At 39.5% G+C, this 20,828-nt stretch carries 16 protein-coding genes; 1 reads left to right on the forward strand and 15 read right to left on the reverse strand.

From position 1 onward, the window contains the following. Nucleotides 1-24 precede the first annotated feature (24 nt). The 7 genes from EXE29_RS12745 to EXE29_RS12775 form a co-directional block, all read right to left on the reverse strand. A complete protein-coding gene (locus EXE29_RS12745) occupies nucleotides 25-696 on the reverse strand; it encodes a class I SAM-dependent methyltransferase (RefSeq protein WP_120364295.1) in 672 nt (223 codons plus the stop codon). A gap of 35 nt (nucleotides 697-731) precedes the next feature. After that, nucleotides 732-1,529 (reverse strand): Rossmann-like and DUF2520 domain-containing protein, encoded by a 798-nt coding sequence (locus tag EXE29_RS12750; protein WP_265936306.1) that lies wholly within the window; start codon nucleotides 1,527-1,529, stop codon nucleotides 732-734. 345 nt (nucleotides 1,530-1,874) lie between these two features. Next, nucleotides 1,875-2,918, reverse strand: a complete 1,044-nt coding sequence (locus tag EXE29_RS12755) for a DUF1311 domain-containing protein (protein WP_117007028.1) — start codon at nucleotides 2,916-2,918, stop codon at nucleotides 1,875-1,877. 105 nt (nucleotides 2,919-3,023) lie between these two features. Next, nucleotides 3,024-4,481 (reverse strand): OmpA family protein, encoded by a 1,458-nt coding sequence (locus EXE29_RS12760; protein WP_120364297.1) that lies wholly within the window; start codon nucleotides 4,479-4,481, stop codon nucleotides 3,024-3,026. Between the two features lie 188 nt (nucleotides 4,482-4,669). Next, a complete protein-coding gene (locus EXE29_RS12765; protein ID WP_106986060.1) occupies nucleotides 4,670-5,905 on the reverse strand; it encodes a dihydroorotase in 1,236 nt (411 codons plus the stop codon). A 10-nt stretch (nucleotides 5,906-5,915) separates the two neighbouring features. Then, nucleotides 5,916-6,932 (reverse strand): aspartate carbamoyltransferase catalytic subunit, encoded by a 1,017-nt coding sequence (locus EXE29_RS12770; protein WP_106986061.1) that lies wholly within the window; start codon nucleotides 6,930-6,932, stop codon nucleotides 5,916-5,918. Between the two features lie 287 nt (nucleotides 6,933-7,219). Beyond that, entirely contained in the window at nucleotides 7,220-7,585 is a 366-nt protein-coding gene (locus tag EXE29_RS12775) for a hypothetical protein (RefSeq protein WP_322898940.1), read from the reverse strand. Nucleotides 7,586-7,835: 250 nt separating this feature from the next. Here EXE29_RS12775 and rlmKL point away from each other — a divergent pair, with 250 nt between their 5' ends. Then, complete coding sequence (gene rlmKL / locus EXE29_RS12780) at nucleotides 7,836-10,040, forward strand: bifunctional 23S rRNA (guanine(2069)-N(7))-methyltransferase RlmK/23S rRNA (guanine(2445)-N(2))-methyltransferase RlmL (RefSeq protein ID WP_120364298.1); 2,205 nt, start codon at nucleotides 7,836-7,838, stop codon at nucleotides 10,038-10,040. Nucleotides 10,041-10,194: 154 nt separating this feature from the next. Here the strand turns inward: rlmKL and EXE29_RS12785 are convergent, their stop codons facing one another. The 8 genes from EXE29_RS12785 to EXE29_RS12820 form a co-directional block, all read right to left on the reverse strand. Further along, nucleotides 10,195-11,703, reverse strand: coding sequence for a nuclease-related domain-containing protein (locus EXE29_RS12785; RefSeq protein WP_165382500.1), 1,509 nt, complete (start codon nucleotides 11,701-11,703; stop codon nucleotides 10,195-10,197). Nucleotides 11,704-11,753: 50 nt separating this feature from the next. Further along, entirely contained in the window at nucleotides 11,754-12,146 is a 393-nt protein-coding gene (locus tag EXE29_RS12790; protein WP_106986066.1) for a hypothetical protein, read from the reverse strand. Between the two features lie 143 nt (nucleotides 12,147-12,289). After that, nucleotides 12,290-13,456: a GNAT family protein gene (locus EXE29_RS12795; RefSeq protein ID WP_120364300.1), complete on the reverse strand. Its 1,167-nt coding sequence runs from the start codon at nucleotides 13,454-13,456 to the stop codon at nucleotides 12,290-12,292. Nucleotides 13,457-13,464: 8 nt separating this feature from the next. Next, the gene (locus EXE29_RS12800) at nucleotides 13,465-15,009 is read right to left on the reverse strand and encodes a GH3 family acyl-acid amido synthetase (RefSeq protein WP_117007022.1); all 1,545 of its coding nucleotides are present in this window, start codon (nucleotides 15,007-15,009) and stop codon (nucleotides 13,465-13,467) included. A gap of 3 nt (nucleotides 15,010-15,012) precedes the next feature. After that, nucleotides 15,013-15,843 (reverse strand): hypothetical protein, encoded by an 831-nt coding sequence (locus EXE29_RS12805; protein WP_120364301.1) that lies wholly within the window; start codon nucleotides 15,841-15,843, stop codon nucleotides 15,013-15,015. 216 nt (nucleotides 15,844-16,059) lie between these two features. After that, a complete protein-coding gene (gene clpB / locus EXE29_RS12810; RefSeq protein ID WP_106986728.1) occupies nucleotides 16,060-18,639 on the reverse strand; it encodes an ATP-dependent chaperone ClpB in 2,580 nt (859 codons plus the stop codon). Nucleotides 18,640-19,065: 426 nt separating this feature from the next. Then, on the reverse strand, nucleotides 19,066-20,115 hold the full coding sequence (locus EXE29_RS12815) for an NADP(H)-dependent aldo-keto reductase (protein WP_117007029.1): 1,050 nt from the start codon (nucleotides 20,113-20,115) through the stop codon (nucleotides 19,066-19,068). 229 nt (nucleotides 20,116-20,344) lie between these two features. Continuing rightward, a partial coding sequence (locus tag EXE29_RS12820; protein WP_130125661.1) for a helix-turn-helix domain-containing protein occupies nucleotides 20,345-20,828 on the reverse strand: 484 nt, incomplete at its 5' end.

Below are 20,828 nucleotides of genomic sequence, written 5' to 3' on the forward strand. Positions count from 1 at the left end.
CAATAAAAAAATTCAACAAGCTGTTTAATACTCTGCAATAAAGCCTTGATAGGATAAAACCTGAGTAAACGAGTGCACCTGTACAAAGCCAGCTTCACGTAATAGATTAAAAGTTTCATGCGTGCTTAATGCATAAAAATCATCCTGCATTCTGCTCTGCATCGCCTGCACTTGCTTCTCTAAAAGCCCATTCATCAAACACATTTGCTGTAAAGCTTCAGCTTCTTGCTTAAAAGAAAATTGTGTTAAATCAAATGTTAAAAAGATGCCATTCATTTTCACACAGCGTCTTGCAGCCTGCATAAACTCCAGCTTGTGTTCAAAAGGAATAAAGTGCGTGACCAAAATCGATAAAACTGCATCAAACTGAGGGGAATGTTCAAAATCTATATGACTACCCAAGATAAAATTGACCCGATTATCATTATTCCACAACGCCACATAATCTTTGGCTTTGTCCAGCATTGGCTGAGAAAGCTCTGTAACCGTAAATCTGCATCGCGGAAAAGCTTGTAGCAGATAGCCCAGTTCGTAGCCCGTCCCAACACCAACAATCAACACATGCGCATCTTGAGATAAATGCGCCTGCAGTATTGCCAAAATCTGCTGATGAACCAATTGATAACCGGGAATCAATTTACGGATATGCAGGTCATAGCCCTCTACCACCTGCGGGTTGCAAAAATCCTTTGCCACAATGCTTTCCTTTTAGATATTTATTCCATTACAACTTAAATAGAATGATGACGTTTTAAAATTTGCTCACTCATCAATATATACACTACCTTTAAATCATCATGTCCTGCGTGTTGCAACATGTCACTATGCATGGCAATAATGTTTTGATCACCGCGCATCGCAGGGCCGGTTTGCATCATTCGGGGATCTGACTGAGTGGCTTTTTGCGCGGTCTCCAATATTAAGGGATATAGCAAACTAAAATCGACCTGTTTGGCATCCACCACTTGCTTGGCCATGTCATAGCAATAATTGCTAAAATTACAGGCATACACCGCTGCCAAATGCAGACTCAAGCGCTGTGCAGAGTCGTATTGATAAACACGCTGACTCAATTGCTGTGCCAGCATCGTTAAAGTCTCTAAGTCTGCCGGCTCAACAGCTTCTACAAACAAAGGCGTACTCGACCAATCGACTTCACGTTGCATGCTAAATGTTTGTAGCGGATACAACACACCAGAGCGAGCATGCACTGTGGTTAACTGCTGGATGTCGGTACTTCCTGAAGTATGCACAATGAGCGTATGCGGTAAATATGGATGTACTGCTTCAATCACCGTTCGAATTGCACTATCGCTCACCGCAATAATCAATAAATCTACGTTTGGGTTTAATTGAGAGATGTCCTCCACGGCATCGGCGCCAACCGCTTGCGCAAGTTGCTTTGCGCCCTCAGAGCTACGGCTATAAATATTGATAATCTGATGATGTTGCTGCAATACATGCGCAAAATGATGTGCTACCCGCCCAGCCCCAATAAAACTAATTCGCATTTTATGCTTCTCATTCATCTTGAAAGCTAAGCATGCCAAGAAAAAAGGGATGCTTCAATTCATCCCTTTTTATTTATACAGATTTTAAAAGTAACGTGTGGTCACTTTTCTTATATATTCAAGCTTGAATATTCAATAAATCTCTTTCATAAATCATTTTTTGAACTATTAAAATTCATGATATAAATTCCCTCTCTTTGAGGAGATGAGAAGCACTGATTCACAAGGGAGAGGTTTTTTAAACTTAAAACCCCTCATCCTCTTGCGGAATGTATTCCTCATCCCAAAGGGAGAAGGGACTTTCATTGATAATTTAAGTACCAATTAATGTTCATTTTTTAATTTTTGAAAGAGCGCTAATGCTTAATTAAATAGGTTATTCAAATATACTGTACGCTCTTTGGTTTTTTGCACAAAACACTGACTATATTGGATCGCTTGGTTTTGTTTTTCCATTACATCGTTCCAATAGCGATGTTGCTGTTGATAGGTTTCAAGCTCGCTATCTTTTAAGTCATATACACGTTTTTGCGAAATTACTTTACAGTCCACATCACGTTTTTCGAACCAATCAGACTGGTCTTGTTGTTGTGCCGTTTTTTGCTCTGGACTAAAACGATCCCATGTACTGTTCAAACGTTCCACCACAGCTTTTTGTTCTGCATCGACTTCTTTTTGACGGATATCGAGGGCTTTCTGCGCCAAGGCCGTTTGTGCAGCATTCTCTTTATTGTATTCCTCTACACTTTGCTGGTTGGCCTCAATATCGGCCTTATTACGTTTTTGATATGCCTCAAAATTTACCGCTAACTCTGAAATTTTAGCAGACAAACCCACTAAACTCGCACTTTCTACCGACAAACTAATTTCATCATTGTCTGAGCGTTCCAAGCTATATTTAAAGTCTGAACCACTAATCTTATCGTCTTGAAGTTTTAAAGAACTCCACTCATTCTTAATTGAATCTTGTAATGTATAAGAACTTGGAGATTCAGTGTCTTCGCCATCACACTCGTCACATGGTTCTTCTAAATACGCATTTTCTGCACGCTTTTGTAGGCCTTTCGGCAAAATTGCCACCAACAAGCTACTACATTCAAGTTGTTTTGCTTGCTCAGGTTGTTCTGTATGTGTCGCAATATGGCTAATTTCAAATTTAATATTTTTACGGATTTTTTCTAATAAAACCTGATCAGACTCATAGCCAGATTGGCGCAAGCGTTGATCTAATTGAGATAAATAATCTTCTTTTAAATGATTTTGAATTTGTTCTACATTCGCTGGCGCACTACAGCTCCAATCTTGTAATTTTGCTTTTTCATTTGCAGTTGTATCTTTTTTACGAAAATCACATGCAGTCAGTATCAAACTACTACATACCACACCTGCTATAAATACAGATTTCATTTTTTTAAACCAAACATTGTTATTATTCGTGGCCAATTTAAGCAAATTTTCACAAAAAAACAAGATCGCCCTCGTAACATCGAGAGCGATCTTATTTCACACACACTATTTCACTTCAGTGACACCTTGATTAGTGACTTCACGTACTTTACCCGTCTCTGTATTTAACACTTCAAATTCAATCCGACGGTTTTGGAATTGACCTTCTGGTGTTGAATTGTCTGCTTTTGGTTGCTCTTGGCCATAACCTTCGGCTTTCAATTGTGCTGGGTCGACTCCTTTTGCAACTAAATAATTTTTAATTGCTTCGGCACGTTTTAAAGACAAAGCTTTGTTGGCTTCAGCATTACCAACAGAATCTGTAAACCCTTTGATAGTCAGTTGTACTTGCGATGCACGTTGCATGAGTGCAGCTGCCTGATCCAAAATCGATTGATTTGCTTTTGGAATTTCACTTGAACCTGAAGCAAAATTAATAATTTGCATATTTAATGCAGTTGCTACATCCAAAGCACGGATTTTATCTGGATTAATGCTTGCCAAGGCTTTTTGTGCATTGCTAATACTGTTATCTACTGTACTGTTAATATCGACGGGTTGTTGCCCAACCACCTTCATATTTGGCACGAGACCTTGTACTTGTGATATCAACCGATTTGCATCTGCATTATTGGCTGTTTGTATAGAGAGTTGATCGCCCATCCATGTTAAAGAGGCATTTGGCACCACTTTGAACAATTTTAATACCGATGGAATCGATTCCTGATCGATAAATTGCGTATGGTATGCCGCATCAGTTTCGGCACCACAACCTGTTGGATGGGTAAAAATTTGTTTAACCTCATTTTGTAAAATATTCATATATGAGGCATTATTAACATAAATCTGACAAGTCGATAGTTCACCTTGGGCATTGGTACTCAATTGGAATTTGGCAGGTTGATTACTGCTACTTTGTACAGGAGTAACCGTCTCCGCTTGCTTACGTTCAGAGCAAGATTTAAACCAAAAGCCTGCCAGCAAAGCCAAAATAACCAAGGCAATCAATGCGATCCAAGAACCTGATTTTTTTTCTTCCACAGGCTCTGTTACATGTCTTACTTCTGCCTGATGTACTGTTTCACCTATAGCCGTATTAATACCTAAAGCGGCCAACATTCCAGCTGCCCACTGTGGTAAGGCCCTTTTGATTCCATCAAAATGGGTTTCAATCAAATGTACAATCGCATCAGGGGCAGATGAGCCTGCTTCAGATTGTAAAAAACCCATTACTGGCATAATGGATTTATTTAAAGTGTGTTCAATTTCTGGTGCAGGTGCAGCACCTGAAACAGTGTCCAAAAACTTTTCTTTCAATCCAATATTAGACTGAAAGATGTCAATTAAACGTGGATTGAGCTGATCTGCCAAACTGGCAATTAAGCCAGGCTTTGCTTTAAAAACACTGAGTAAAATAGGATAAAACTGGTTTAATGCATTATTTTTTTCAAATAAATGCTCACTTTCACCATCTAATACAATGGCTGAAACCTGTTGTTTTAACAGCTCTAATAAATCAGTCATAAGTATATTCCTTGTTTAGCCTTGTTCTTTTTTCATTTCTTTTCTTTCTAATCTTTTAAAGTGTATGCCTGAATATTTAAATCATTGTGAATAATTGTATTTCTTTGATAAGTGGTATTTACACCATAAAAAAAGCCAGCCGAAGCTGACTTTTTAAATACAAACTGAGCACACCATAAAGCGTTTAATTAAGCCTTAAAAGTCACCAGTGCTTTACCTTTTACTGTTGCGCCAATCAGTGGAGTATTTTTACCGTTCGACACAATACTGTCTTTTGTAATTGTCCATTCAAGCTCTGGATCAACCAATACCCAACCTGCTTCTTGTTCCCAACGCGTTTGCATTTGAGCAACAATTGCAGGCTGTAGTGTAACTTTTTTCACCCATTCTAGTGGCTCAAGCAAACCATCATTAACCAGTTGTACGCCAAATGGAATGAACGTATCAAATGCTGTAAAGCCTGGTTGTGTTTCAGCAAATGGCGCCATTTTGGCAGAACTGCTAAGCGGTTCATGATGCGTACAAATCGCATCAATCACCCCTTCTTTTACACCTTGACGTAATAATGCTTTGTCTTGTTCATCACGAAGTGGCGGACGCACATGCGCCAATGAATTAAAGCCATCAATCAATTGATCCGTTAAATGCAATTGATGCATAGCCACATCACAAGTTACTGGTAAACCTTTTGCTTTTGCATTTTTAATAAGTTCAACTGACGCGCCACAAGACAATAAACCAAAGTGAGCACGTACACCTGTTGCTTCAATCATTAATAGATATTTTGCAATCGCAACTGTTTCAGCTAAAGCTGGAATCATTGGCAACCCTTGACGAGATGCAATAAAGCCTTCATGCACACAGCCATCTTTCGCAATTTGGTGCTCTTCAGCATAGAATACTACCGTCATATTGACGCCAGCTGCATATTCTAAAGTACGAATCACCACATCATCATTGGCAAATGGCGCATTGGCATTTGAAACTGCGGTACAACCACCTTTTTTCAAGCCCGCCATATTGGCAGGTTGTTGTCCTTTCAAACCTTGGGTTTGTGCACCAATCACTTGTAAATAAATACCACCATCCAACATGGCTTTTTCAACTAAACCATGAATAAGGGCGCCATTGTCTTGCACAATTGGCTTTGAATCTGGTGGTGTAAATACATGCAAAATACCATTTGCAACGGCAGCTTTACCTTCTGATTTAAGCGTACCGTGTTGCTGCTGACCTGGTTCACGTAAGCGTGCACATAAGTCAACCATGGTTGGCATTAACCATTTACCTTGGCCGTTTATTGTTTCAGCAACATTGTCTGTCGCGCCAACCAATTGACCATTTTCAACATAAACCGTTTGCACGCTGTCAGTATTTTGAATCGGGTCTAAGACACGTACATTTTCAATTTTTACAATAGTCATGACTTCTACCTTATCCCGCAACCGCTTCTAACAAACCTTTCTCTTCTAATTGACCTTGCATTGCTAAAGCCAAAACTGCCATACGCACTGCAATACCGTTCGTTACCTGATTTAAAATCACAGACTGTGGGCCATCAGCAATACTTGAGTCAATTTCTACACCGCGGTTCATTGGCCCAGGATGCATCACGATACAATCTGGTTTTGCCATCGCAAGACGTTCTTTGTTCAAGCCATACATTTTGTAAAATTCAGCTTGTGAAGACAGCGCTGGTGAATCAATACGTTCATTTTGAATACGTAAAGTAATAATCACGTCACAATCTTTAATGCCATCTTCCATATTATTAAATAGACGAATACCTTCGCCATATTCATCAAATCCATAAGGAAGAAGTGTATTTGGTGCAATCACACGAATATCTTTACAACCTAAGGTTTGCAGTGCAGCAACATCTGAACGCGCAACACGCGAGTGTTTAATATCACCAATAATGGCAATGCTAATATCTTCAAAATTCTTTTTAGTTTCACGGCGAATCGTCAGCATATCCAACATGGCTTGGGTTGGATGTGCATGTCGACCATCACCTGCATTAATAATGGCAATGTTTGGACAAACGTCTTTTGCAATAAAGTGAGCAGCACCTGAAGAGGAATGACGAACTACGAAAATATCCGTCGCCATTGCTTCTAAATTCCACAGCGTATCACGCAGTGTTTCGCCTTTTGATGTACTTGAACGTGCAATATCAATGTTGAGTACATTGGCAGATAAGCGCTTTGCAGCAGCTTCAAATGTGGTACGCGTACGTGTTGAATTTTCAAAAAACAGGTTCATTACCGTACGGCCTTCAAGAAGATTATTGGTAATAAGCTGATTTTGGTCATTAAAAAAGGACTGTGCAGTGTCCAATATTTTTGTGAGAGTTTCTTTAGAAAGACCTTCGATGGTAAGGAAATGTTTTAAGTGACCATCTTGGTTGAGTTGAATCTGGCTCGGTGTATGCAATGCCGCCAAGTGCATGAGAGATTCCTTATCGTTAAGTTAACGCATTATACAGAGAATCTAGCAAATTGGCAGTTGAAGTTTTCAGCAATCGCACCAAAGCTCAGCCGAAATAAAAAATAGAATTCTATATTCCTATGTATAAATTCAATTAGATAATTTAAACAAAATCATTATAATGAGTCCTTTGCTGTATTGTCTGATCGCGACTTAACGATCTAGCCCTCACTCTCTAAAGTAAGAGCTAAACGTATTAAAATTATACGCATCAGCGAGCAAAACAGCCTTTATATCTGCATCATGCTCTAGCGTAAAGCGCCAATATAATGGTGTGAAACTTGCGCCTTATAAATCTCATCCTCTGTTGCTTCGCAGTATGGATCTTCTTGATCCTCTTTCATTTCAGCCACAAGCGTATCAGCGACAGGCAATTCAACTTGTGTTTCATCTTCTACATCCAACTCCATCATCAACTGTAAACGAACACTTAAACGATCAAGTTCTGTATCATGTGCTTGTAAAGCCAACTTAATCACGTGATATGCATATTGTTTATTCTCGACCATATACATCACATCAATGACACGAACACCTAAACGGCGCATTCGTGCATATAAAAGTGTTGCAACTGAAAATATTTCTGAACTACTGGCTTGTTCGACATGTTGCATCATATTCCCCTTTTAATAAATGATCTCAAAAGCGCAAAACTCTGAATATCTGGAGATACTCAGGCGCGAGCAGTAACTAAGCAAAACACATACCAATCACATAAATTCTCACTTGATTAATACCAATATCTAATTTCAGAGATTGTGCTAAAAGTTGAATATTTCTTAATGATCCTATGCAGATGAAGCGCCCAAATAGTCGAAAATACGTTAAAATAGTCGATTGCTTTTTTTGCTTTTGGAAATTTACATGAATTCGAAACCGCGTCTTTCTACATATTGGGTCACCTGTGCAGATGGACTTGAAACCTTACTCCGCGAGGAAATTGAAGGTTTAGGTGTTCAAAATATTGAACAATTCCCGGGTCGTTTGGTTTTCAAAGGCACACTTGAAGATGCTTACCGCATTTGTATGTGGTCACGTCTTGCATCACGTGTATTAACACCAATCCATACACATGAACTTGATTTCACTCACGATGCGCGTGATGTTGCCGAAGAGCTCTATGAGGGTGCAATTAACTTTGACTGGTCGCTTATTTTTGCACCACAAAGTACCTTTGCTGTACGCCTACATATTGAGCGTGATATTAAAGTTAACAGCCAATTTGCAACTTTACGTGTGAAAGATGGTGTTGTTGACTCATTCATGGAAGCGGTTGGCAAACGTCCAAGCATCGATATTAAGCAACCTGAAATCACACTTTATGTATTGGCGGGCAAAAAAGAACACACCTACTGCCTAGACTTATCAGGTGACTCATTACATAAACGCGGTTACCGTCGTTATATGACGGATGCGCCAATCAAAGAAAACTTAGCAGCCGCTATTCTGCAAAAAGCAAAACTAAAAGAACGTAATCCTGAAATTATCCTAGATCCAATGTGTGGTTCTGGTACGTTTATTATTGAATCACTGATGATTTTGACTGATCGTGCGCCTGGTTTAGTGCGTCGTTTTGGTTTTAATGGTTGGAACGGTCATGACCATGAACTTTGGATGAGCATTAAAGCGGAAGCTGCTGAGCGTCATGCTCAAGCTTTAGCACAACCATTACCTCAGTTTTATGCTTATGATGCAGATTGGGAAGCCGTAAAAGCCACCAAACAAAACATTATTGCTGCTGGTTTTGAATCTGTACTCGATCAAATCAAAATTGAAGAACGTACTTTGGCTGACTGGCCAGACTTCCAAGCTGTTGGTAAGCGTTCATTCGTCGTAACGAACCCGCCATACGGCGAACGTTTAGGTGACAAAGCATCTAACCGTGCATTGTATTTGGGCCTTTCTGCACTCTTGCAAAAGAATTTCCCAAATCAATATGCAGCAGTTATTGCAGCTGCCGTTGAACAGGCCGATGTTCTGGCTTTTGATGAGCCACAAATTTTGCGCTTAATGAATGGTAAATTACCTATTTATATCCGCTTTGGTGTAATCAAACCTACTGCAGTTGCACAGCCTTTCTTGGCAACTTGGCAACCGCAACAGTTTGAAGCCATTGAAGGTGCGCAAGATTTTACCAACCGCTTGCAAAAGAACATGCAGAACCTGAAAAAATGGGCTGTGAAAGAAAATGTCTTCTGCTTACGCCTTTATGATGCTGACTTACCAGACTTTAATGTCGCTGTCGATTTATACGGTGATCGCCTGCATGTACAAGAATATGCGCCACCAAAAACAATCGACCCTGAAAAAGCAAAAAAACGCTTTAACTTGGCATTGGCATCTATTCGTGCTGTTACAGGTTTACCACGCGATGCGATCTTTATTAAGACCCGCGCACGCCAAGAAGGTAAAACTCAGTATGCAAAACAAAGTACTGCATCTAAACGTTTTATCGTCCAAGAAGGTAAAGCTAAAATTTTAGTTAACCTCACCGACTATTTAGATACAGGTTTGTTCCTTGACCACCGTCAAATGCGTTTACGTATTGCTGCAGAAGCACGCGGTAAGCATTTCTTAAACTTGTATAGCTACACATCTACAGCGAGTTTACATGCTGCCTTAGGTGGTGCTGCCAGCACAACAAGTGTCGATCTTTCAAATACCTACCTAAACTGGTCTAAAGAAAACTTCGTGCTCAATGGTTTAACTGTTGATCATGCAGATGAACAACATCAATTCTTTGCTAGCGATTGTTTTGAATGGTTAAAAGAAGGTCATGAACAATATGACTTGATCTTTATTGATCCACCAACATTCTCAAACTCAAAGAAATTCTACGGTACCTTTGACGTACAACGTGACCACATTTCATTGATTAAACGTGCCATGAACCGCTTAACCACTGAAGGTACTTTATACTTCTCAAATAACTACCGTGGTTTTGAGATGAACGAAGAAATCGAAGCGATGTTTGATGTGAAAGAAATCAGCAACGAAACTATTGGTTTTGACTTCAAACGTAATACCAAAATTCACCGCGCATGGAAAATCACTCATCCGCCAGTGTAATTTAGATCGTCTTTAGATCTAAAAAAGAGGCCTATAAAGGCCTCTTTTTTTTATGGAATGGAATGCAATTGCTTAAAACGATTTGCAAATACCATTCAAAATATGAGTGAACACATCTTTTAAAAGGCTTTTTACATCATTCTTTAAAACCTAATTAAAACAGCGCAGATGCTTGAAGCTCTTGCCCAACAATATGTTTCTGATATACCGATGGCGTCATAAATGTCACATGCACTTGAAAACCGCCCATGTGATATTGCACCACGTGGACATAATCTTGCTTACGCTTGAACGTTGCATACATGTCCCCCACGTGTGGAACTTCGCCTTTGAGTTTTTCAAACTTGAGCCGCTTCAAGGTCTGAGTTTGCGCATAAAACGTATCTTTATATTGGTCTTCAAATGCACTATTTAGACTAAAGCGTACTGCACTTAATACATGTTGTTGATCAAAAAAGAAATGTACTTGCTTTAAGCGCTCAAATTCTATGGCTGGGCCATTGATCAAAATTTGCTTCGGGTTAATAGCACTGGCAATCACAGTTCCCTCAAAACTATTGGCTTGCACATTTTTTAACTCAGTTAATTGCTGACTGACCTCTGCATAACGACTCTGACCGAGTACAAAGCCAAATATTGTATTTTGCTTAGAGTCTGCGTTTATAAATTGGGATAATTCAGAGATTGGTAAAGCCTTATGCGCTGCTTGATCACTCTTAATAGACTGAACCTTATTCGATGCTGGACTCTCTGAAACTGTTTGTTGATCAAGCTTTGCCTGCTTTAATTTGGACTGCGTAGCTTGAGTCACTAATTGTGTCGTTTCTGGCTCTGCATCCTCTACATCTGTCGTGTGATTTTTTGGCTTAGAAAAAGCTTGCCATACTGCTTGCAACATAAAGTCCTGTACACCATTAAACGCACCTTGACGATATAAACCACTAATCACAAAAGATAAAACAAGTGCCATTACCAAAGGCAAAATCACTTGAGTAACAAACACGGGCTTTGTTGCTTCAATTTCTTGAGTGAGGTCGTGTGTTGCAGTGACATAGGTCAAAGTGTTAAGTGGATCTTCCTGTACAGGGTGTTTAAACGGTTGGTAACGAATCTCTTGCGGTGCTTGATGTTTCCACTCATGTGGTGTCACATTTAAACGCTCAATCAGCGCCAACACTTCAACTTCAGTCAATGCGATTTGCGGAGAATGAATATGAGAGAACAACTCGCTAGCATGCGGAATGTCCGATACATGCAACCACTTCTGTACCGAATTAGAAAGCGCGAGATTAACCTCTATAAGTTCGGTAAAAAAAATCGCGCCAGAAATAAAGCCTAAATTATCTTGGCTAAAAAACTGCTGTGCATTTAACCACTCCATGACCACGTATTTATTTTTTCGGATTTGCACAAAAGGATTGAGTTGATTCCCTCCTTTTACTTCTATCATTTCATCACTGGGTGTAAGCATTGTCCAAGGGCCATTTTCTTTGCCACCCAACTTGCCTGTGTAATTTTTGAAATCGGCAACCACAATCGCATGTTCAGTAAAACAAACCATGTCAATTTCTTGACCATCCCAAATGGCATTATAAATGATATATATCCATTTATTTTCGGTCGCCCAATCGAGTTGTAATTGATTCAAAAATGAATCTAACATTCGCAGCTCTTGCGTATGCGAACTGAAATCTCCAAAGTAGCAATGTATACTCATGATGTGATTCCCTGTTTTGTGTAAAACAAGGTATTGCCACAATTTCGACAATTAAACATCAAGTATGATCCGTCGTTATAAATACTTTCTGTTTGAATCGATCGGCTCTTACAACGATTGCAACAAATATTTCCACCTTTACCATTATGCGAGTCTGGGAATTTTTGGCAGTACCAATCAAAGTTTTGAAGCTTAAGATAATGTTGTTGTACTTTTTGATCATAGTTTTGTTTTAACTGCGAATAGTAAAAATTTAAAATGAAATAAATAACAATAAACCCAAAGATTAGTCCAAAAGTATCCAATGCAGGAGACATCGCATCCAATACCTTTCCTGTACCCCAAGTCAGCAAAAGGCTATACAACACCATAATTAATACAACTTTCATTCTAATTACACTTTTTTAATCCCTGTTTTTAATTCTATTTTCTTATTAATTATATGTAAATAAATCAAAAACATTGATCCAGCATAAATACAAAAACCACCTAACGGTAGTTTTTGCTCAAACTGAATTTTACATAAGTTCGTTTAAATACGGCCTACATCAAAATATGTGATTCGACTACGATCTAATTTGTCATAGGGTTTCGCTTTAAAGCTATGTAAATAATGCTTAGCTTTTAAAATATGTGATGTGGTATTTTTCATCCATGCAATACGCGGGTCATTTTGTGCCAAAGTAATGCAATAAGTTTCTTTACCACGGCGTTTAGTCTGCTCTTTGGCATGAAATACTAAGCTTGCAAACACGTCCGTATGCTCTGGATGGCATAAAGGACTGTGCAACATTAAATAGTCAAAGGTGCCGTTAATTTTAGGCAAAGAAAGCACGCCACGAAATTTTGCATAGGCATTATAAAAAGGCTTCATCATTTTAAGCGGGCGTGAATAATCTAACACACGAGTTTGCTTAAAACTTTTCTGATCCCACAAACCATAAATACCTACCAATTTATTGTTTTGATCACGCATCAAATAAAAATCATCTAATTGCATACCTTTCCAATAAGGATGATGGCCTTCGGCCAAAGCATTAAAATCATAATTTGGAAGAAAATTAAAATACTCTTTCATTTCAATTATAAATGCATTTGCATGATCAATTTGGTCACGGGTTAATACACGAAATTGAAACTGGTGATATTGCTCTGGTTTTTGTGCCTGTGACACCGTAAAGGTCCGAATATCATCATAATAATAGGGTAAAGGAAAACCTTTACGTTCGTTATGCAAAATACCCGATGCCAATTTATTGTCTTCTAAAACCACACTTTGGAAAATCGTATCTAATGGGATTTCATCATAGACATAATCCATCAATAAACGCATGACCTTCGCCCCTCGATACTCTTGGTGCATACGCAGGTCTGCCACATAGCGCATTAAATCAGGTTGGCCATTGATATAACAGTAACGCCAACCTAAGTTCATCATCCCAATCACCAAATCAGGATCATCAACAGGAACCACAAGTTTAATATCAGGTCGATTGTACTGCGCCTGACTTGCATTGATATAGCTTGGTGCCCGTTCATAAGACAATGTAATCCCATTGCTAGGAACTGTTTCAGCAATCAAACGCATCAACTGTTGATCATCTGCTGGTGTTGCAGAGCGAACCATGAAGTTAGGTTCATTGTTCGAGCGGTAAAATAAGCGTTCTTCTACTGGATCTTCTAATACATCTATACTCATCGGTATTCTCAAATTATTTTTGTTTTCATTTTCTTTAACGGCTCAGGCTTAATATTGCCTTCAATCATGCCATTTTTCATGGCTAGGGTTTTGTAATAATCCCAAGCATCTGCTACATGTTTAATTTCAGGCTCATCTAATTGGCCCAAATCACGCGCCAATTCATAATGAAAATTTTGTTTTAACAGCTGGTCTAGCGCCTGCACACTCGGCACTTTAGCCTGATCACCCTCACTGAGCATGACGTAGTGCGGTTTTTTTTGTGTACAGTTTTCAATACCTAAAATACTAATTGGCAAATAGTCATCTTGTTTAAATTCGGCCAGTACTTTGATTGCAGCACTATGATCAAGCTTTTCACCAACCAAATCGACGGTCATTTTGCGCCCTAAAAAACGGAAGCATGGTACATCATGATAAAAGTCGATCACCTCTAATTCATCGTCAATCACATAGCGGGTCAGGCCAGAACCCGTCGTAATCACTGGACTTACAATATCGCCTTTTTTTAAGCGCCATGCAGGAATGGCTTGCACCGTATCTTGTAATAAAAACTCATAAAAATGCGACTGATAACTGAGTGGAAATTTGTCTGCAAATGGAATTGTCACCACGCCTTCAGTTGCCCATAGGCCTTTGCCTTCAAAAGCAACATCTGCAATGCGTTGTTGCAGTTGTAATGCCCATTGCTGTGCACTCGCAGTATCCCAGCTAGAAATCAAACTAAGCTTTGACCATAACTTTTTCCAGCACTTGGGGTTGGAAAAATCCATCAAGTTGAGCTTATAACTTTGCTCACATGATTTTGGTGCCTGTAAAAAATTTAAACCTTTGCGTTGCCATTGTCCACTTCGAAGCACAGCAGATATTTCCTCTTGGTGCTCCTGTACCATATCAAGTAATTGCAAGGCAAAGGTTGGACTCCATACCGAAATCATGCCCAAGTTTTTATCAGCAACCAAATAGGTCACCGTTGCAAACATGGCATCATCTGCTGTTTCCGCCATCGCAATTTCTACAGGCACAGCTTGAGTTACTTTACTTAAAAAACGCTTTGTCACATTTAGCAATGCACTATCATCATTTAAGTTACTGTTTTCGAGTAACTGGCGCTGACTTTCTGGCAACCAAGACACCGACCAATAATGTGTCGAATTTTTGAGTTGTGGATGTTGTCGATATAAACTAGTGAGCCATAGACCTATGGCTTCATCGAGTTCATTTAAAAAATTTTGCGTATAAGGAATGAACTTGAGTGCCTCACTAGAACCACTTGTAGGCTGAAAACGAATCACCTTACTGGCTGCCAAATGGTTTTTTCCACTTTGGCGCGACTGTTCAATTTTATCTTTCCAATCTGCATATCGCGTTAATGGAAACTTTTTCGCAAAATCTTCATAACTTAAGTTTTGCGAATAATTTTCTTTTAGAAACTGTTTGAGCTTTTTGCGCTGTACTTTTTCTAATTGATCAGCCTGTAAGCGGTAACGTAAATACGCTTTACGACAGGCAAGCTCCAAAACCCGATGCGAGGCCGCAAGTATCATTCCCATAACTTATGCCACCTTCGAATCTGAACTCATGGTTTCAACTCGTAGCATTCGCTTAGGTATAAATTTACTGTCATGCTTACTCGCGCTCACTGTTTTGGTCATAAATCGACTAACGTAACGATATAAGTCACTCCAGCGTAACTCCCCAACACATGGTAATTCCGTACCTTGAACCCATGTTGGATTTTTCTCTTCAAAGAAAGCAATTTTTGTGTTGTTTTGACGCATCTCATTGGAAATTGGTGCGACATCGGCTTTTAGGGGTTGGTAATCTTCACCAAAATTCAGTAGCCCTGTTTCACCATTATAGTATTCTGCAAAATATTCTTTGCAATAAGACTCTACAAAATCTTTAAGATGACTATTTTTAGCACCATAGTGTGGATAGTAGCTGTAATAGTTATTGGCCAACAGCAGATAGGTTTTAAAGCCTTTGGAAATGAGAATCCAGTACACAGGTACCAATGGATAACGTAATTTAAAGCTCACAATATAGCGATACATTGCACGTGTCAGCGCACGATTGCCCCAATACTCTTTTTCAATAATGGTATCACCACTAAAAAAGGCATGTCGCGCTTTACCATTCACAACAAAATCACGCTCGGTTACTGTAGAAAAACCGACAATTTGCTTATTAACAGGTTCAATGATTAAAAATACGCCTGTTTTTTCGAGAAAGTCCTTTTCAAAAATTTCGTAGCGTGTATTGGCATAATATTTTTGATAAATACCATACATACATTTGAGTTCTTTTACTGTAATTGAATCTGAATCGCGGTATTCACTATATGGCTCGCGTTTCAGCTGACGCCAGAGTTTAAATTCCATCATTTTTCAACTTCCTTTTTATCTGCTATCCAGCAGGTTTTATTTTTTGTTTTTTATCTTTGGCTCACGTGGTCTCGACGAACGCGAATCATATTAGAGCGTTCAAATATTGAAATGCAATCTGCTTTACGTATTTCAACAATAAATGCGATGAATGTAAAAAAACCAACCCAGTTAAACTAGATTGGTTTCACTTTTATTATTAAAAGTGTGATTTAGTTAACTTAATTTCATTTTTGAAAATTGAAGTTCACCATCTATACCTTGGATCAAAATCGTATCACCAGGAACAAATTCACCCGATAATATTTTTTGCGCCAAGCTATTTTCCACTTGTTGTTGAATCGCACGTTTCAATGGTCGAGCACCATATAATGGATCAAAACCTGCCTCAATCAATTGATCAAATGCGCTGTCATCTACGGATAAACTCATATCTTTATCACTTAATCGAGCACGTAAACGATTCAATTGAATGTCGGCAATACCACGTATTTGTGCTTTTTTCAGTGAGTGGAACACCACCAACTCATCAATACGGTTAATAAACTCCGGACGGAAATGTTCACTCACTGCAGCCATCACCACAGCTCTGACTTCGTCATCGCTTGCATTGTCGCCCAGTTCTCGTACATCACTTGAACCTAGGTTCGAAGTCATGACAATCACCGTATTTTTAAAGTCGATTAAGCGCCCTTGTGAGTCAGTCAAACGACCATCATCCAAGACTTGCAATAAGATGTTAAATACATCTGGATGCGCTTTTTCAACCTCATCAAACAACACAATACTATATGGTTTACGGCGTACAGCTTCAGTCAACACACCGCCTTCTTCATAACCTACATAGCCCGGAGGTGCACCAACGAGACGACTCACCGAATGTTTTTCCATAAACTCTGACATATCAATTCGAATAATCGAATCGTCACTATCAAACAGGAAATTACCCAATGCTTTAGTTAATTCAGTTTTACCTACACCCGTTGGCCCAAGGAATAAAAATGAACCGCTTGGACGGTTTGGATCGGATAAACCTGCACGTGAACGTCGTACTGCATTAGACACAGCAACCACAGCTTCGTCTTGACCTACCACACGGTTATGCAAGAATGTTTCCATTTGGAGTAACTTCTCACGTTCACCCTGAAGCATTTTTGCCACGGGTATACCTGTAGCAGCACTAACGACTTCTGCAATTTCATTTTCAGTCACTTTGGTACGAATGAGTTTAGGTTCCTCATTCACTTCTGCGACTTCCTCTTCATTCAGGCGTTTTTGTAGCTCTGGAATCACACCATATTGCAAACGACTTGCTTCGGCTAAATCACCTTCACGTTGTGCTTTTTCAAATGCTGTACGGGCTTTATCTAACTCAATTTGAGCTTGATTGGTCCCATCAACTAAGCGTTTTTCAGCAATCCAAACCTCTTCTAAATCGCTATATTCTTTTTGAACTTCAGCAATTTGCTTTTCAAGGTGTTCAACTTCTACTTTAGATACAGAGTCTGCATCTTTTTTCACCGCTTCAAGTTGCATTTTTAACTGAATTAAACGACGGTCTAAACGGTCCAATGGCTCAGGTTTTGAGTCAATTTCCATTTTAATCCGCGATGCCGCTTCATCAATCAAATCAATAGCTTTGTCTGGCAATTGACGATCTGTAATATAACGGTGTGACATTTTTGCCGCAGCGATAATTGCTGAGTCTAGAATTTGCACACCATGATGCGTCGCGTATTTATCTTTCAAACCACGTAAAATGGCAATCGTATCTTCTACGCTTGGCTCATCGACCAACACCTTTTGGAAACGACGTTCTAAAGCTGCATCTTTTTCGATAAATTGACGGTATTCATCTAAGGTAGTTGCACCGACACAACGGAGCTCACCGCGCGCAAGAGCAGGTTTAAGCATGTTGCCTGCATCCATTGCGCCATCGCCCTTGCCTGCGCCTACCAGCGTGTGTAATTCGTCGATGAACAAAATGATTTCACCATCGTATTTAGCTAAGTCTTTCAAAACGGCTTTAAGACGTTCTTCAAACTCACCACGGTATTTTGCACCCGCTAACAACGCACCAAGGTCAAGGGATAATACACGCTTACCTTTGAGGCTTTCAGGCACTTCACCATTCACAATACGCTGCGCTAATCCCTCAACAATTGCGGTTTTACCCACACCTGGCTCACCAATCAACACGGGGTTATTTTTGCTACGACGTGATAACACCTGAATGGTACGGCGAATTTCTTCGTCCCGCCCGATTACTGGATCGAGTTTCCCTTCTAATGCGCGTGCATTTAAGTCTAGGGTATATTTATTGAGTGAATCACGTTGATCTTCGTGGTTATTACTCATCACTGCTTCGCCACCTCGAATGTGTTCGATTGATGTACGTAACTTGTCTGCTGTTACGCCCACACTATTTAAAATACTTTTTGTTTTACCTGTTTCTACTAAGGCCAATAGCACCCAATCCGTAGAAAGAAACTCATCACCCGCTTTTTGGGCAAAACTATCCGCGAGGTTGAGTGCCTTTACTGCATCTGGGTTTAGATTAATATCCCCAGTTGGGTTTGCCAGCGTAGCTGCATCTTTCATCGCTTGCTGTAACTTGGCTTTAAGCTCAATTAAATTCGCACCTGCTTGCTGAAGTAGGCTTTGATTTGACGGCTCTTCAAGTAGTACCGATAAAATATGAATGCCTTCAATTGCCGTATGATCTTTGCCCGCAGCCAATGATTGTGCATCAGATAATGCTTGCTGTAGGCGGTTTGTGAATTTTTCAAAACGCATTCTTGTTATTCCTCACAACAAATTTTTAACTTGATACATATATGGGTGTGAAATTGGGTATTTCAAGATTATTTTTATTATATTTTTCAAAAACTTAATTTATATTTTAGATGTAACTCAATATTAATATTGGTACAAGTGATCATAATTTCAAGCAGTGGATTTAAAAAAATCTTAGCTCGGCCCTAAACCTTAGATTGGCAGATCAAAATCTGTATCGCACTGTATAAAAGACGAGATCGTATTTGCTTAATATGCGCTTATATCCGCTAGACGACATTGGCATTTAAATACAATCTTATGACATTTTTGATTGCACTTTAATGAACAAAGCACTCACTTACGCTTCATTGATAAAAATGAAAACCAAAATTTAAAATGCCTTCTCAATTGGAAGGCATTTTAGCGGTAGACATCTACATGTAGTTAAGGTGCTGGGTTTGGCTGTTGGCGATGAATTGCTTCAATCCCTTGTAATTGCTCTGCTGACAGATCTATGGTGAAGGCATCAATATTTTCTTTGAGTTGATCTAAATTGGTTGCGCCAATAATGGTACTGCTGACAAAGAACTGCTGTTTAATAAAAGCTAATGCCAATTGAGTCAGGCTGAGACCATGTTGTTCAGCAAGTTGCGCATACTGCTCGGTCGCCCATTCACTCTCTGGGTTGCTATAACGACTAAAGCGTGAGTACAAAGTCACACGTGCATTGGCTGGACGTGCGCCATGGCGGAATTTACCCGTTAAATAACCAAATGCCAAAGGTGAATACGCCAGTAAACCTACGCCCTCATACTTGGCAATTTCAGACATACCAATTTCATAACTACGATTAAGCAAGCTATATGGATTTTGTACACTGACTATTTTTTCTAGGCCAAGCTTTTCTGCCAGATGTAAAAACTTTAAAGTGCCCCACGGCGTTTCATTAGATAAGCCTATATGACGGATACGGCCTTTTTTCACTTCATCACTCAATGCAACTAGGGTTTCTTCAAGTGCTGTGACTTCTCGTGGATCATTGGCTTCTGCATTGCCATAACCCAATGTGCCAAAGAAATTGGCTGGGCGCTGTGGCCAGTGCAATTGGTATAAATCGATATAGTCTGTTTGTAAGCGTTTTAAAGAACCATCAAGCGCAGATTCAATTTCACTGGCAATAAAGCGGGTTTGACCATTTCGAATTTGACTACCGCCCTGTGAAGGTCCTGCAATTTTGCTGGCTAAAATAATTTTGTCTCGGCCACCATGCTGTGCCAACCAATTGCCTATGACTTGTTCGGTTGAACCTTGCGTTTCAGGCTTGGGTGGTACTGGATACATTTCAGCCGTATCCCAAAAATTTATGCCATGCGCTAAGGCATAGTCTAATTGTGCAAAACCTTCGGCTTGAGTGTTTTGTTCGCCAAAGGTCATTGTGCCTAAACAAATTTCAGGAACCAGAATGCCAGATTGGCCCAGTGCTTTATATTGCATATTGTTTACTTCCATGTTCGTACTCAATTCAATGAGCCTGAACTTTAAATAAGGTCTTGTTCAATCCAATTTAAGACTACTCTAATTATTCCCTTGGCAAAAATCATATTTTTATCCAAGTTTTGCAGAAATCTACACATGTGATGTCGTTGAATTTTTCAGCATTTAAAAATTCAAGATATAAAAAAAGCAAATCCGAAGATTTGCTTTTTTAGTGATTCAGAAGAACTTATTCTTCGTCATCAAATTCTTCAGATGTGAAGTCATTATTTTGTTCTAATGATGCATCAAAAATAAGAATTGCTTTACCATCTGTTTCGATCATGCCTTGTTCTTCAAGCGTTTTTAGAACACGGCCAACCATTTCACGCGAACAACCCACAATACGGCCAATTTCTTGACGTGTAATACGGATTTGACGGCCATTTGGAAGAATCATCGCTTCTGGCTGCGAAGATAGATCGATCAAACAGCGCGCGATACGGCCTGATACGTCAATAAATGCTAAGTCAGTCACTTTACGTGTCGTATTTTTCAAACGACGGACCAACTGTGCAAATACAGCATAGCTCAAGTCTGGATATTGCTTGCTGAGTTCGTGGAAGTTTTCATAAGTCACTTCGGCAATTTCACACACATCGCGCGTACGGACTTCCGCAGTACGTTGTGCATTCGTTTCGAATAGACCCATTTCCCCAAAAAAGTCACCCGCA

It is taken from the genome of Acinetobacter sp. WCHAc060006 (assembly GCF_004209135.1).
In the GTDB taxonomy this organism is placed as follows: domain Bacteria; phylum Pseudomonadota; class Gammaproteobacteria; order Pseudomonadales; family Moraxellaceae; genus Acinetobacter; species Acinetobacter cumulans.

Excerpts from the sequence above, each read along its gene's own strand:
- EXE29_RS12750 (WP_265936306.1), bottom strand. The coding sequence starts at position 1,529 with ATGAATGAGAAGCATAAAATGCGAATTAGTTTTATTGGGGCTGGGCGG.
- EXE29_RS12755 (WP_117007028.1), bottom strand. The coding sequence starts at position 2,918 with ATGAAATCTGTATTTATAGCAGGTGTGGTATGTAGTAGTTTGATACTG.
- EXE29_RS12760 (WP_120364297.1), bottom strand. The coding sequence starts at position 4,481 with ATGACTGATTTATTAGAGCTGTTAAAACAACAGGTTTCAGCCATTGTA.
- EXE29_RS12765 (WP_106986060.1), bottom strand. The coding sequence starts at position 5,905 with ATGACTATTGTAAAAATTGAAAATGTACGTGTCTTAGACCCGATTCAA.
- EXE29_RS12770 (WP_106986061.1), bottom strand. The coding sequence starts at position 6,932 with ATGCACTTGGCGGCATTGCATACACCGAGCCAGATTCAACTCAACCAA.
- EXE29_RS12775 (WP_322898940.1), bottom strand. The coding sequence starts at position 7,585 with ATGCAACATGTCGAACAAGCCAGTAGTTCAGAAATATTTTCAGTTGCA.
- rlmKL (WP_120364298.1), top strand. The coding sequence starts at position 7,836 with ATGAATTCGAAACCGCGTCTTTCTACATATTGGGTCACCTGTGCAGAT.
- EXE29_RS12785 (WP_165382500.1), bottom strand. The coding sequence starts at position 11,703 with ATGTTAGATTCATTTTTGAATCAATTACAACTCGATTGGGCGACCGAA.
- EXE29_RS12790 (WP_106986066.1), bottom strand. The coding sequence starts at position 12,146 with ATGAAAGTTGTATTAATTATGGTGTTGTATAGCCTTTTGCTGACTTGG.
- EXE29_RS12795 (WP_120364300.1), bottom strand. The coding sequence starts at position 13,456 with ATGAGTATAGATGTATTAGAAGATCCAGTAGAAGAACGCTTATTTTAC.
- EXE29_RS12800 (WP_117007022.1), bottom strand. The coding sequence starts at position 15,009 with ATGGGAATGATACTTGCGGCCTCGCATCGGGTTTTGGAGCTTGCCTGT.
- EXE29_RS12805 (WP_120364301.1), bottom strand. The coding sequence starts at position 15,843 with ATGATGGAATTTAAACTCTGGCGTCAGCTGAAACGCGAGCCATATAGT.
- clpB (WP_106986728.1), bottom strand. The coding sequence starts at position 18,639 with ATGCGTTTTGAAAAATTCACAAACCGCCTACAGCAAGCATTATCTGAT.
- EXE29_RS12815 (WP_117007029.1), bottom strand. The coding sequence starts at position 20,115 with ATGCAATATAAAGCACTGGGCCAATCTGGCATTCTGGTTCCTGAAATT.